Source organism: Amycolatopsis thermalba (genome assembly GCF_003385215.1).
In the GTDB taxonomy this organism is placed as follows: Bacteria; Actinomycetota; Actinomycetes; order Mycobacteriales; family Pseudonocardiaceae; genus Amycolatopsis_E; species Amycolatopsis_E thermalba.
In genome coordinates this window covers 1-12376 of record NZ_PQHW01000153.1, presented here as the reverse complement: position 1 = coordinate 12376, position 12376 = coordinate 1, and the positions used below count along the sequence as shown (strand labels likewise).

The 12376-nt window shown below is 72.1% G+C and carries 14 protein-coding genes and 1 pseudogene; 5 read left to right on the top strand and 10 right to left on the bottom strand.

The window, feature by feature from the left end; translation table 11 throughout:
* Positions 1 to 206: pseudogene (locus D0D15_RS36750) on the top strand (hypothetical protein); the annotation flags it as partial.
* A 103-nt stretch (positions 207 to 309) separates the two neighbouring features.
* Here D0D15_RS36750 and D0D15_RS33725 read toward each other — a convergent pair.
* From D0D15_RS33725 to D0D15_RS33715, 3 genes are all read right to left on the bottom strand, one after another.
* Positions 310 to 1176 (bottom strand): carbohydrate kinase family protein, encoded by an 867-nt coding sequence (locus D0D15_RS33725; protein WP_115945037.1) that lies wholly within the window; start codon positions 1174 to 1176, stop codon positions 310 to 312.
* Complete coding sequence (locus D0D15_RS33720; protein WP_094009027.1) at positions 1173 to 2078, bottom strand: pseudouridine-5'-phosphate glycosidase; 906 nt, start codon at positions 2076 to 2078, stop codon at positions 1173 to 1175. The genes D0D15_RS33725 and D0D15_RS33720 overlap by 4 nt, the downstream gene beginning before the upstream one ends.
* A gap of 62 nt (positions 2079 to 2140) precedes the next feature.
* Positions 2141 to 2515: a tautomerase family protein gene (locus D0D15_RS33715; RefSeq protein ID WP_094009026.1), complete on the bottom strand. Its 375-nt coding sequence runs from the start codon at positions 2513 to 2515 to the stop codon at positions 2141 to 2143.
* A gap of 76 nt (positions 2516 to 2591) precedes the next feature.
* On the opposite strand from D0D15_RS33715, the gene D0D15_RS33710 reads away from it, so the two are divergent.
* Positions 2592 to 2846 (top strand): DUF3039 domain-containing protein, encoded by a 255-nt coding sequence (locus D0D15_RS33710; protein WP_094009025.1) that lies wholly within the window; start codon positions 2592 to 2594, stop codon positions 2844 to 2846.
* Here the strand turns inward: D0D15_RS33710 and D0D15_RS33705 are convergent.
* Positions 2807 to 3892 carry a YihY/virulence factor BrkB family protein gene (locus D0D15_RS33705; RefSeq protein ID WP_094009024.1) on the bottom strand — a complete coding sequence of 362 codons (1086 nt, stop codon included), beginning with the start codon at positions 3890 to 3892 and terminating at the stop codon, positions 2807 to 2809. The genes D0D15_RS33710 and D0D15_RS33705 overlap by 40 nt on opposite strands.
* A 212-nt stretch (positions 3893 to 4104) precedes the next feature.
* On the opposite strand from D0D15_RS33705, the gene D0D15_RS33700 reads away from it, so the two are divergent.
* Positions 4105 to 5868, top strand: a complete 1764-nt coding sequence (locus D0D15_RS33700) for a DEAD/DEAH box helicase (protein WP_094009023.1) — start codon at positions 4105 to 4107, stop codon at positions 5866 to 5868.
* Between the two features lie 214 nt (positions 5869 to 6082).
* Here the strand turns inward: D0D15_RS33700 and D0D15_RS33695 are convergent, their stop codons facing one another.
* Both D0D15_RS33695 and D0D15_RS33690 read right to left on the bottom strand, forming a co-directional pair.
* Positions 6083 to 7414: a PepSY-associated TM helix domain-containing protein gene (locus D0D15_RS33695; RefSeq protein ID WP_094009022.1), complete on the bottom strand. Its 1332-nt coding sequence runs from the start codon at positions 7412 to 7414 to the stop codon at positions 6083 to 6085.
* Between the two features lie 153 nt (positions 7415 to 7567).
* On the bottom strand, positions 7568 to 7750 hold the full coding sequence (locus D0D15_RS33690) for a DUF7455 domain-containing protein (protein ID WP_017983718.1): 183 nt from the start codon (positions 7748 to 7750) through the stop codon (positions 7568 to 7570).
* Between the two features lie 424 nt (positions 7751 to 8174).
* Here D0D15_RS33690 and D0D15_RS33685 point away from each other — a divergent pair, with 424 nt between their 5' ends.
* Positions 8175 to 9521 carry a type I glutamate--ammonia ligase gene (locus tag D0D15_RS33685; RefSeq protein ID WP_094009021.1) on the top strand — a complete coding sequence of 449 codons (1347 nt, stop codon included), beginning with the start codon at positions 8175 to 8177 and terminating at the stop codon, positions 9519 to 9521.
* Positions 9521 to 10153, top strand: a complete 633-nt coding sequence (locus D0D15_RS33680; protein ID WP_094009020.1) for a DUF6885 family protein — start codon at positions 9521 to 9523, stop codon at positions 10151 to 10153. The genes D0D15_RS33685 and D0D15_RS33680 overlap by 1 nt, the downstream gene beginning before the upstream one ends.
* Here the strand turns inward: D0D15_RS33680 and D0D15_RS33675 are convergent.
* From D0D15_RS33675 to D0D15_RS33665, 4 genes are all read right to left on the bottom strand, one after another.
* Positions 10143 to 11582, bottom strand: coding sequence for an amino acid permease (locus tag D0D15_RS33675; protein WP_094009019.1), 1440 nt, complete (start codon positions 11580 to 11582; stop codon positions 10143 to 10145). The two genes, D0D15_RS33680 and D0D15_RS33675, sit on opposite strands and share 11 nt — an antisense overlap.
* 219 nt (positions 11583 to 11801) lie before the next feature.
* A complete protein-coding gene (locus tag D0D15_RS33670; protein ID WP_115945036.1) occupies positions 11802 to 12065 on the bottom strand; it encodes an integrase core domain-containing protein in 264 nt (87 codons plus the stop codon).
* On the bottom strand, positions 12007 to 12174 hold the full coding sequence (locus D0D15_RS37970) for a hypothetical protein (RefSeq protein WP_420836383.1): 168 nt from the start codon (positions 12172 to 12174) through the stop codon (positions 12007 to 12009). The genes D0D15_RS33670 and D0D15_RS37970 overlap by 59 nt, the downstream gene beginning before the upstream one ends.
* Positions 12162 to 12376: transposase (locus D0D15_RS33665; protein WP_162830722.1), on the bottom strand; the 215-nt coding region annotated here is incomplete at its 5' end. The genes D0D15_RS37970 and D0D15_RS33665, both read right to left, overlap by 13 nt.

Sequence of the window (12376 nt, the reverse complement as noted above, 5' to 3'; positions counted from 1 at the left end):
CACGCGAGTCCCCCGCCCCCGCACGCGAGTCCCACGCCCCCGCGCGTGAGTTCCACGTTCCCGCGGGCGAGTTCCACGTTCCCGCGCGTGAGTTCCACGTTCCCGCGGGCGAGTTCCACGTTCCCGCGGGCGAGTTCCACGTTCGCGGGGAAACCCCGGTGCAGCACTCGCGTCCGCGAGTGCAGAGCTCGCGGGCCGGAGCGTAGGACTCGCGGGCTTGAGCGTGGGACTCGCGGGCTTGAGCGTGGGACTCGCGGGCTTGAGCGTGGGACTCGCGGGCCGGAGCGTGGGACTCGCGGGGCGCGAGGCTCAGGGTTGCGCGCCCACCTTCGTGACCGCTCGCGCGCCCAGTCGTACGCCCGCCCGCAGGACGTCCACAGTGGACTCACCCCGCAGCCAGGCCGCCAGCACGCCCGCGTCGAAGGCGTCGCCCGCGCCGGTGGAGTCCACGCACTCGGCCTCCTCCGCCGGGACGCTCACCTCGCCGTCCGCGGACACCCACGTCGCACCCTCCAGGCCGGCCGTCACCACCACCGCGCCGACGTCGTCCAGCAGCGCCTTCGCCGCCGACGGTGCCGCCGAACCGGTCAGCGCCAGCAGCTCCGCGGTGTTGGGCATCAGCAGATCCGTCCCGCGCACGTCCGCCAGGAACGCCCGCGCGTCCGTGATCAACGCCGCCGCCTGCGGGTCCACCGACGTCGTCAGCCCGGCTTCCTTCGCCGCCGCCAGCGCGGCCAGCCCGGCCGGCCGCGACGACGGATCCAGCAGCACGTACCCGGACAGGTGCAGGTGATCCGCACCGTCGAGCGCGGCAGGGGACACGTCCTCCGGCGCGAACCGCCCCATCGCGCCCCGGTCCGGCAGCATGCTCCGCTGCCCCGACCCGTCCACCAGCACCACGACGCAGCACGTGGGCACGGCGGCATCGACCGCGAAGGCGCACGACACGCCCGCGGCCTCCAGCTCGGCCCGCACCATCCGCCCACCCGCGTCGTCCCCGACGCGGGCGATCAGCGTGGTCTCGACACCGCTCGCGGCCAGCAACGCGACCGCGGCGGCCCCGGCGCCGCCACCGGCCAGCCGCACCCGCGACCGCGAGTCGCCGCCGTGGACGATCGGTCCCTCGTGCCGGGCCACCACGTCCAGCCCGGCGTCCCCGACCACGACGACCTTCACGCGAGCTCCACCGCGACCTCGGCCGCGACCCGCGCGTTCGACACCACCAGCTCCTCGTTCGCGTCCAGGCTCGCCCCGCCGCTGGCGGTGTGGAAGTGCTCCAGCAGCACCGGCGTCACCTCCTTGCCGTGCACCCCGCGCGACTCCAGCAGCGCCAGCCCCTCGGCCAGCAACCGGTCGTGCAGCTCGGCGTCCATCTCCGCCTCGGCCGGGATCGGGTTGGCCAGCAGCACGCCCGACGAGGCGTACCGCCGGTGTGCGGCGACCACGGCGGCGGCCGCGACCGGGTCGTCGACCCGCCACGGCACGCCGAAACCCGAGGTCCGCCGGTAGAACGCGGGGAACTCGCCGGTCCGGTACCCGAGCACCGGCACCGAGTTCGTCTCCAGCACCTCCAGGGTGGCGGCGATGTCCAGCACCGACTTCACCCCCGAGCAGACCACCAGCACCGGCACCCGCGCCAGCACGCCGAGGTCGGCCGAGACGTCCCAGGACTCGTTCGCCCCGAGGTGCACGCCGCCCAGCCCGCCGGTGGCGAACACGCCGATCCCGGCCGCGTGCGCCAGCGCCGAGGTGCTCGCCACCGTCGTCGCGCCCGAGCGGCCGAGCCCGATGGCGGGCCCGAGGTCGCGCAGGGACAGCTTGTCCAGCCCCGCGTCGGGCGCGCACACGCGCTCCAGCTGGGCGCGGGACAGCCCGGCGTGGGCGACGCCGTCGAGCACCGCGATCGTGGCCGGCACCGCGCCGGCCTTCCGGACGGTCTCCTCCAGCCGGTTCGCGACCGCGAGGTTGCGGCCCGGGGGCAGGCCGTGGGACAGGATCGTGCTTTCCAGCGCGACGACCGCGCGGCCGCTGTGCACGGCGTCGGCGACCTCGTCGGACAGGGATATCGGGGGTGTCACGAGGGACCATCTTCACCGACGGTCCGGGGGAGAGCCCCGGCGGGTGGGCGAGCCGGGCCGCCTCACTTCAGGTACTGCGCCACGCCCTCCCCCATGGACCAGTCCACCGGGTGGTTCTCCGTCACGCTGACGAACACGTTCCGCGGTTCGATCCCGGCCCGCTCGGCGGCCAGTTCCGCGATCCGCGCGTAGAGCGCCTTCTTCTGCGCGTCGGTGCGGCCCACCCGCATGGTGATGCTGACGAACACGACCCCGTCGTCCCGGCGGATGCCAGGGTAGGTGCCGTACCGCAGCAGGCCCCCGGTCGAGATGACCTGGAACAGGTCGTCCGCGGGCACGTCGATCGTCTCGGTCATGGCCTGGTGGACGGCGTCGCCCAGGGCGGCCAGCGTGGCGTCGTCGTGGGTGGGCAGGGCGTCGATGCGAACGAGAGGCATGCCCTCACTGTACATACCAATAGGTACAGACGCCCGCGGGTGTCGCCGCCCGGGGGTGCTGCGGCAAAATGGGCACATGAGCACATCGACGCTGCCCGAGGTAGACACCCGCCCGGAGTCCACCGAGGAGACCGACAGCGATCAGCCGAAGGTCTTCCACTACGTGCGCAAGGACAAGATCGCCGAAAGCGCGGTCATGGGCACGTACGTGGTGGCGCTGTGCGGCGAGGTCTTCCCCGTCACCCGCTCGCCCAAGCCCGGCTCGCCGGTGTGCCCGGCGTGCAAGGAGATCTACGAGGGCTTGCGCCCCGGTCCCGACGGCGAGGACTGATCCGCGAGGTCCTCCTCCGCCGGGGCCTCCTCCGGCTTGCGCGGCTTGCGCAGCGGCTGCGTCGTGCGCTCCCACAGCGACGGCGAGTCCTCGCGCAGCCGTTCCTTGGCGCGTTCCATCTCCAGCCGCCGCCACTTGCGGCGCTGGCGGCGGGTCATCTTCGCCGGCCACAGCTCCTGGATCGCGGCGTTGAAGTAGGCGCCGCCGACGATGGCCATGCCGATGAAGAACGTGAACAGCAGGAACGCGATCGGGGTGGCCAGCGCGCCATAGGTGTAGCCGGTGCTGGTGATCCACGACAGGTAGACCCGCAGCCCGACGCTCGCCAGCAGGAAGATCACCATCGCCAGCACCGCGCCGGGCAGCCCGCGGTGCCACGGCAGCCGGCGCGGCAGGGCCAGCTTGTACAGCGTCGCCACGGCCAGGACCAGCAGCACCCCGATCACCGGGTAGTACAGCCAGCTGATCCAGGTGGTGATCGTCGGCGCCCAGCCGTCCGGCAGGAAGTCGATCAGGATGTCCGGCCCGACCGCGATGATCGGCAGGCCGACCACCAGCAGCACCAGGCTGGCCAGGTAGAGCAGCAGCGCGTAGATCCGCTGCCACACCTCGTTGCGCACGCCGTACTGGTCGTGCGCCACGGTGATCGCGTCGACGAACGACGACATCGCCGACGAGCCCGCCCACAGCGAGATCAGGAAGCCCACCGAGACGATCTCGCCCTTGCCGATGGTCAGGATGTCGTCGACCGTCGGTTCGATGATCTGGGTGACGACGCTGTCGCTGAAGATCTTGTCCGCGAACGTGATGATCCGGTCGTGCACCGCGGTGACGAAGCCCTGGCCGAACCAGTCGCCCATGAACCCGAGGCTGCCCAGCAGCCCGAGCAGCAGCGGCGGCAGCGACAGCGTCTGCCAGAAGGCCGCCTCCGCCGACTCCGAGAAGATGTTGCCTTCCCACGCCTTGTTGAGCGTGCGCCCGAGCAGGCGCGCTGGGCCCTTGCGGCGGGCGGCGGCCTCGGGCGTCTCGTCGGACGGTGCACTCATCTCAGCCCCAAGCATGGCGGAAGCGGCGCGGTTTGGCTTGTCAAGACCTGTGGCGTGTTCAACTCCGCCGTGCCGTTCGCGGCCCTTGTCGGTGGGGACGGGTAATCTCCGATGAGCCGCCCTCACCCCCGTCCGGCGTCGCGGCCGGGCAGTTCCGTGGGGGCATTCGCATGTCGCGTTCCATCGTCGGCGAGAGGAGGGGGAGGAATCCCTTGTCGGACACGGCCCAGGGTAATCGGACCGGTCAGGGCTTCGCCGCACCCGAGCCCCAGCACGACTCCACCGCCCGCCCGCTGCGGGCCTGGCAGCGCCGGGCGCTGACGAAGTACCTGAGCACGCAGCCGCAGGACTTCCTCGCCGTCGCGACGCCCGGTGCCGGCAAGACGGTGTTCGGCCTGCGCATCGCCGCCGAGCTGCTGTCCGATCGCACGGTCGAGGCGGTCACCATCGTGACCCCGACCGAGCACCTCAAGCACCAGTGGGCCGCCTCGGCGGCCATGGCCGGCATCCCGATCGACTCGAACTACCGCAACGGCCAGGGCGCCGTCGCGGCCGACTACCGCGGCGTGGCCCTGACGTACGCGCAGGTGGCCGCCCACCCGACCCTGCACCGGGTGCGCACCGAGGGCCGCAAGACGCTGGTCATCCTCGACGAGATCCACCACGGCGGTGACGCGAAGAGCTGGGGCGACGCGATCCGCGAGGCGTTCACGCCGGCCGTGCGGCGCCTGGCGCTGACCGGTACCCCGTTCCGCAGCGACGACTCGCCGATCCCGTTCGTCACCTACGAGCCCGACGGCGACGGTTCGCTGCGCAGCAAGGCCGACCACGCCTACGGCTACGCCGACGCGCTCGCCGACGGCGTCGTCCGGCCGGTCGTGTTCCTCGCCTACAGCGGTGAGGCGTCCTGGCGCACCAGCGCGGGGGAGGAGTTCACCGCGCGGCTGGGGGAGCCGCTGACGGCCGAGCAGACCGCCCGCGCGTGGCGCACCGCGCTCGACCCCGCCGGCGAGTGGATCCCGTCGGTCCTGCAGGCCGCGGACACCCGGCTGCAGCAGCTGCGCAGCGGCGGCATCCCGGACGCCGGTGGTCTGGTCATCGCCACCGACCAGGAATCGGCGCGTGCCTACGCGAAGATCCTGGCGCGGATCACCGGCGAGGCGCCCACCGTGGTGCTGTCCGACGACCCGAAGGCGACCGCGCGGATCGGCGAGTTCTCCGAGTCGACCGACCGGTGGCTGGTCGCGGTGCGGATGGTGTCCGAAGGTGTCGACGTGCCGCGCCTGGCGGTCGGCGTGTACGCCACGAGCGCATCGACGCCGCTGTTCTTCGCCCAGGCCATCGGGCGGTTCGTGCGGGCGCGGCGCAAGGGCGAGACGGCGAGCGTGTTCCTGCCGAGCGTGCCGGTGCTGCTGGAGCTGGCCAGCGAGCTGGAGGCGCAGCGCGACCACGTGCTCGGCAAGCCGCACCGGGAGAAGGACGGCTGGGACGACGAGCTGCTGGCGCAGGCCAACCGCACCGAGGACGAGCCCGGCGAGGAGGAGAAGGCGTTCACGTCGCTGGGCGCCTCGGCCGAGCTGGACCAGGTGATCTACGACGGCAACTCCTTCGGCACCGCGGTGTTCTCCGGCAGCGAGGAGGAGCAGGAGTACCTGGGGCTGCCCGGCCTGCTGGAGCCGGACCAGGTGCGGGCGCTGCTGCGCAAGCGGCAGGAGGAGCAGCTGGCCGACGCGAGCCGCCGCAAGCCGGAGAAGGAGCAGGTCCCGGCGCCGGCGCCGCGGCCGCAGTCGGTGAACGAGCGGATCGCCGCGCTGCGCAAGGAGCTGAACACCCTGGTGGGCATGTACCACCACCGCACGCGCAAGCCGCACGGCGCGATCCACAGCGAGCTGCGCCGGGCCTGCGGCGGCCCACCGACGGCGATGGCGACGATGGAGCAGCTGGAGGAGCGGATCGCGACACTGCGCTCCTGGTGAGCCGGGCTCCCTCGGAGCGCGACCGGCGTGGTGACCACGGGGACGGCAGCGAACCCGCTGGCCGCGGCGGCCACGGATGGCTGACCCGGCCGGGGAGCGCCGACCTGCGCAGCGGCGGTCGGGGCGCAGTGCGTCCTGGGTGGGCCGTTGCCGGGTGGCTTCGCGACTCCTGGGGCCAAGTGCCGGAGCGCACGACCCCTGCCCTGCGCGGCGGCTACGTCCCGCTGCGCGGCACCGCAGTCCCGGCGCGGTGGGCCCGCCACCCGAGGAATCCGTCGAGCAGCAGGAACGCCAGCAGCGACAGCCCGAAGACCGGCGCGAACCAGCCGGCCACGATGCCGGCGGCGGCCAGCGGCACCAGCACCCTCCTGGGCAGCCGCCGCAGTGAGCCGCGCGGGTAGGGGCGGCCCAGGGCGCGCCCGGTCGGGCGGCGCTGCCACCACATGCGGTAGCCCCACCCGATCAGCGCGATCAGGCCGACCATCACCACCGCCAGCACGATCTGGTTCGCCAGGCCGAACAGCAGGCCCATGTGCGCGTCGATGCCCCAGCGCGCCAGCTTCGCGGCCAGTGGCCAGTCCGCGAACCGCAGGACGCCGAGCACCTCGCCGGTGCCCGGGTCGATCGCGGCCGCGTCCTGCTTCTCCGGCCAGCTGCGCTGGATCTGCTTCACCACGTACGCCTTGCCGGCCGCGGGCGGGGTGATTTCGACCGGGTTGTCCAGACCGGCCGTGCGCGCCGCGGCCAGCGCCTCGTCGAAACCCACCGCCGGGGCCGCGGTCGCGGCGGGCAGTTTCGACGGCACCGACGGCGTCTGCCAGCTCAGCGCGGCCCGCACCTCGGAAATGTTCTGCCCGGCGAACTGCGACCAGGTCAGCCCGGTCGCGGACAGGAAGAACAGCACCAGCGCCACCCCGGTGCCGGTGGTGGCGTGCCAGGACAGCGTGCGTGCCCGGCCGGTCGCGGCCCGGCGCTTGCGGCGGCGGCCCCACCACAGGACCAGCCCGCCGGCCACCACGACCGCCAGCCAGCTCGCCGCCAGCTCGCTGTAGAGCCGGCCGGCCTCGCCCAGGTGGAGGTTGCGGTGCAGGTTGTCCAGCCAGCCCCGGATCGGCATCGCGCCCCCGGAGCCGTAGGTGTCCAGCACGCCGCGCAGCTCGCCGTCGTAGGGGTTGACGAAGGCGGTCCGGTAGTAGCTCTCGGGCAGGCCGTCGACCGTGAAGACGACCTGCGTGGTGTCGGTCGCCGTCGGCCCGGGCCGCACGCTGTACAACGTGCCTTCCGGGACGGCGGCCTCCGCGGTGGCGACCTGGGCGGCCAGCGTCTGCGTCGTTGTCCCGGCCGGCACGTGCAGCTCGTGGTCGTAGACGACCTGCTCGAGCTGCGGCGCGAACACGTACAGCAGGCCGGTGATCGCGGCCACCAGCAGGAACGGGCCGACGAGGATCCCGGCGCAGAAGTGCAGGCGCAGCAGGACCGGGCGCAGCGTCCCGCGCGCCGCGGCGACGGTCGGCGCGGCCGGCTGGCGGAGGTCGTCCGTCGTCATGCTGCTCCTCGGCGGGGAGGGACCGGCTTTCCCTCCAGGTCGCCGGGAGCGGCGCGGTGGTTCCCGGTGTGACGCCGGGCACAATTCCGGCGGGGACAAACGAAAACGGGCGCCCGGTCCGTCCGGGCGCCCGCTCGCTGTCTGTGGTCTGGCTCAGCCGCGCTGGATCTCCGCAGCGATCTCCTTGAGCTTCGACTCGTACTCGCGGGCGTGGTGGCCGCAGAAGAGCAGCTCGCCACCGCTGGAGAGGATGGCTCGTACCTGTGCTGCAGCGCCGCACCGGTCACAACGGTCGGCTGCGGTCAACTCGGGGCGGGTGAGCGTCGGTGATGTCATTGGAGTCTCCCTCCGTCCCGGCATCGGCTGCCCGATGCCATCGATCCAGCGGCGACCACTTCGGCCCTGCGGTTGCCCGTCGGCTCCGCGGTGTTCGCTGGCCTCCACTCTTGCAGACGTTGAGCGCCTGGCAAGTGTTCCCGGCTGTGTGGGATGTGTGTCACGCAGAATTACCCCGGATGTCGTAGATCAATCCCGCCAGCCGGGACGAAGAGGACTGCCGGAAACCTGTTTCCCGTGGTCAGGACCAGTGTGATGAGGCGGAACCCGGCCCGGGAAAACGGGTGTCAAGCGGCCGCGCGGACGGGCTTGTTCGTTCTCAGCGGAATTCGGCGGACCGGTCCGAGGTGAGATCGTGATCAGTCCGTGTGCGAAACCATCCCCCGCGCGGGGCAGTGCCGGTTCCTGCGAGACACTCGTTGTCATGACGAAGCAGGCGTCGGCGGCCGCGAAGGACCTGGCGGCGGCCGGGGTCGGCGGGGCGCAGATCGCCTGGGCCGACAACAACGGCATCCCGCGGTCGCGGATCGTGCCGCTGAGCGGCCTGGCCGCGGCGGCCACGCGCGGCGTCGGGATCACCTCGTTGTTCGCCGTGTTCGACACCCACGACGTCATCACCTTCGACCACCCCGGGCTGGCCACGCCCTCCGGTGACGTGCGTCTCGTGCCGGTGATCGACCGCCTGCGGCGGCTCGCGGGGCAGCCGGAGCTCGCCTGGGCGCCCGGACGGCAGGTCGCCGCCGACGGGTCGCCGTGGCCCTACTGCCAGCGCACGGCCCTGGAGAACGTGGTGTCCGCCACGGCCAGGCGGGGCTACGAGATCCGCGCCGGCTTCGAAATGGAGTTCGCCGTCGCGCCAGCCGGGGCGCCGGACATCGCCTCCGCCCCCGGTCACCACGGCCCCGCCTACAGCCCGCACGCGCTGATCCCGCTCGACGACTTCGTCGCGACCGTGCTGCACGACTTCGAGGCCAACGGCCTGCGGTTGAACCAGTTCCACGCCGAATACGGCCTGGCGCAGCTGGAACTCTCGCTCACGGCGACCGACCCGGTGTCCGCCGCCGACGACCAGCTGCTGGCCCGCCAGACCCTGCACGCCGCCGCGCACCGGCACGGCCTGCGGCTGAGCTTCGCGCCGATCGTCAGCCCGGACGCGGCGGGCAACGGCTGGCACCTGCACACCTCGGTGTGGCGCAGGGGACGCAACCTGCTGGCCGGGCTGCCGGACGGCGACGGGGCCGGCTACCTCGCCGGGCTGCTGCGGGACCTGCCCGCGATCACCGCGGTGACAGCGCCCAGCGTGCCGTCCACGCTGCGGCTGCGGCCGGGCTACTTCGCCGGCGCGTACGCGTTCTGGGGCGTGGAGAACCGGGAGGCCCCGCTGCGGTACGTGCCGGGGTCGGCGTTGCTCGGCGACGACCACGCCAACGTCGAGCTGAAGCCGTGCGACGCCTCGGCCAACCCGTACCTGGCGCTCGCCGCGGTGATCACGGCCGGGGTCGCGGGGCTGGCGGACGGGCTTGCCCTGCCGGACCCGGTGGGTGAGGACCCGGGCACCTGGACCGAGGACCGCCGTGCGGCCGCCGGAATCGCCCGCCTTCCGGACACTCCGGACGAACAGGACAGGGCGCTGGCGTCGAGTGACCGGATGCGTGCGGCGCTGGGGGCGGAGCTGCTCGGCGCGTTCCGCGCGGTGCGGGCCTCCGACCGGCGCTGGGCCGCCGATCGGACGGCCGAGGACATCGTCGCCGCCCACCTCTGGCGGTACTAGTGGCGCTGCTCGACGAGGTGCGCTGGTTCCCCGGCGCCGCGCGCCTCGTCGACCTCGCGCGGGCCGAAATGCCGCAGCAGAAGAGCGAGTCGGCCGCGTTCGTCACGCTGGTTTCCCTGCGGGCGCACGGAATCGCGGTGGCGAGCCAGGACGACACCGCCTCCGCCGGGTCGTCACCGGCGTCGGCCGCGGCGGCGATCGCCGAGTTGTCCGGGGGCGAGCTGACAGCGGTCCCCGCGGAGGGCGCGTGGACCGCCGCGGCGCTCCGGGCGATCCTGGCCGGTGTGCCCGAGCTGGACGTCACGCTGGTGGCCTTTGTGGACACCGCGGACCTCGGCGCGCCGGACACGCCGGACCGGGCTCTGCGCGACTACCTCGACGGCGGGCTGCCGCCGTTCTGGAGTTCCCGTTGGCACGCCCGGAATCCGGTGTTCCTCGCGGGCACGGTCAGCGGTCCCGGCGGCACGCTCGTGGCCGTGGTGGACGGTTACCGCTCGATCGGCCGGGACGGCGTGCACCTGCAGATGCTGGACCGGGTCGTCGCGGCACTGCGTGGGCTGCTGCTGGTGGTGCCCGCCGCCGACGCGCCCGCGGCGCTGGCGCTCGTCGCGCGGGCGCGCCTCACTCCTTAGGCGCGAGCCGGGAGTGTCTGCGGCCGTAGGCGAAGTAGATCGTCAGCCCGATGGCGAGCCACACGGCGAACCGGATCCAGGTCAGCACGTCCAGGTTCAGCATCAGGTACAGGCACGCCAGCGCGGCGACGATCGGCAGCACCGGGGACAGCGGGACGGTGAAGGGCCGCTGGAGGTCGGGGCGCTTGTGGCGCAGCACGGGCACCGCGATCGCGACGATCACCATCGCCGACAGCGCGCCGATGCTGACCATGTCGGACAGTTCGGTGATCGGCACGAACGCCGCGAGCAGGGCGATCAGGATCGCGCCGCTGATCGTCATCCGGTGCGGCGTGCCCCAGCGCGGGTGGGTGGTGCCGATCGGCTTGGGCAGCAGCCCGTCGCGGCCCATCGCGAACCCGATGCGGCCGATGGTGACCAGCTCGACCATCATCACCGAGGTCAGGCCGGTGACCGCGCCCAGCGAGATGAGGGCGCTGACCCAGTGCTGGCCGACCGAGTCGAACGCGGCGGCGAGCGGGGCACCGGCGTCGATGTCGGTGAACGGCACCATGCCGGTCAGCACCAGCGAGACGCCGATGTAGAGCAGGGCGCACACGCCGAGGGCGCCGAGGATGCCGACGCGCAGGTCCTTGCGCGGGTTGCGGGTCTCCTCGCCGAGGTTGGCCAGCGCCTCGAACCCGGTGTAGGCGAAGAACACGATCGCCGCGGCCGACAGCACACCGCCGATGCCGTAGATGGACTGTTCGAGCCCGAGCCCGGCCTGCACGACCGGTTGGTGCAGCACGCTCGCTCCGCTCTCGCCCGGCCGGGCCGGCGGGATGAACGGGGTCAGGTTGGCGCCCTTGATGAAGAACACGCCCACGGCGATGATCAGGACGCACACCGCGACCTTGACGAGCACCAGCACGTTCGTCACCCGGGCCGACTCGCGGATCCCGAGCACGGCGACGACGGTGAGGATCGCGATGATCGCGACGGCGCCGACGTTGACGGTGGCGTCCTCGCCGAACCACTCCTGGGGCAGGCCGAGCAGGTTGGCGAGATACCCGGACCACCCGCGCGACACGACGGCGGCCCCGAGGGCGAATTCGAGGAGCAGGTCCCAGCCGATGATCCAGGCGAACACCTCGCCGAGGGTGGCGAAGGCGTAGGTGTAGGCGCTGCCCGCGGTGGGCACGCTGGAGGCCAGCTCGGCGTAGCAGAGCGCCGCCAGGCCCGCGACGACGGCCCCGATCACGAACGACAACGTCACGGCCGGCCCGGCGTGCGTCTTGGCCTCCACGCCCGCGAGCGTGAAGATGCCGGTGCCGATGATGATCCCGACGCCGAAGCCGACCAGATCCCTGGCCCGCAGGCGGCGCTTCAGGTCGCTGGACTCCTGCCGGGCGAGGACTTCGTTGACGTCGAGCGTTCGGGTGATGCCCATGGTGGAACGTTAGAAGATCACCTGAAGACGCGCAGCGCGGTGGGCGGTTGTTGTGACGAAGGCGCCTTGCAGGCAAAGCGCCTTACGGCGCCGGACGGTCACCTTGGGTGGACCTCCCCCGCCCCCGCTCCTGGAGTGTGTTTCGGTCGCCGAGCAGGGTTGTCAAGGCGGGAAAGTGATGTGCTCCGAGAATCTCGGACGTGGCTCAAGCGGAGCGTATCACGCAACCTGCTGATGGGTAAACCATTCGTCGAGCACTTCGATCGGTGGTCGATATCCCATCGCTGAATGTAGTCGGCGTGTGTTGTAGAAGCCTTCGACGAAGCGGATGATCTCGCGGCGAGCCTCCTTCTTGGTCGCGAAATGTCGGTGGTGCATCCACTCCGTCTTCAACTTCCCGAAGAACGACTCGGCCATAGCGTTATCAAAACAGGTCCCGGTGCGGCCCATTGATTGCCGAACATCGATCCGGCGGGCAGTCAATACGGTGCGCTGCCATCGTCATCGCCGTGCACACCAGTTCCGCATCGTAATGCTCATCCACAGACCATTCGAGGATGCTTTTCGAGTAGCAGTCGATCACTGTTGCCAGGAAGAGTGCGCCTTCACCGGTGTTGAGCTGCGTGATATCGCCGGCCAGCCGCGCACCAGCTCGGCATGCCCGCGGCGATAGCCGTAGGTGCGCTTCGAGGCGGCGAACACCACGCGAATCTGCTCGATCAACAATCCCCGGCGCTGTTCCTGCGCCGAGACCGCGCGACGCTCCCAGTCGTAGAAGCCCGAGCGTGACACAC

Excerpts from the sequence above, each read along its gene's own strand:
- D0D15_RS33715 (WP_094009026.1), bottom strand. The coding sequence starts at position 2,515 with ATGCCTCTCGTTCGCATCGACGCCCTGCCCACCCACGACGACGCCACG.
- D0D15_RS33710 (WP_094009025.1), top strand. The coding sequence starts at position 2,592 with ATGAGCACATCGACGCTGCCCGAGGTAGACACCCGCCCGGAGTCCACC.
- D0D15_RS33705 (WP_094009024.1), bottom strand. The coding sequence starts at position 3,892 with ATGAGTGCACCGTCCGACGAGACGCCCGAGGCCGCCGCCCGCCGCAAG.
- D0D15_RS33695 (WP_094009022.1), bottom strand. The coding sequence starts at position 7,414 with ATGACGACGGACGACCTCCGCCAGCCGGCCGCGCCGACCGTCGCCGCG.
- D0D15_RS33690 (WP_017983718.1), bottom strand. The coding sequence starts at position 7,750 with ATGACATCACCGACGCTCACCCGCCCCGAGTTGACCGCAGCCGACCGT.
- D0D15_RS33685 (WP_094009021.1), top strand. The coding sequence starts at position 8,175 with ATGACGAAGCAGGCGTCGGCGGCCGCGAAGGACCTGGCGGCGGCCGGG.
- D0D15_RS33675 (WP_094009019.1), bottom strand. The coding sequence starts at position 11,582 with ATGGGCATCACCCGAACGCTCGACGTCAACGAAGTCCTCGCCCGGCAG.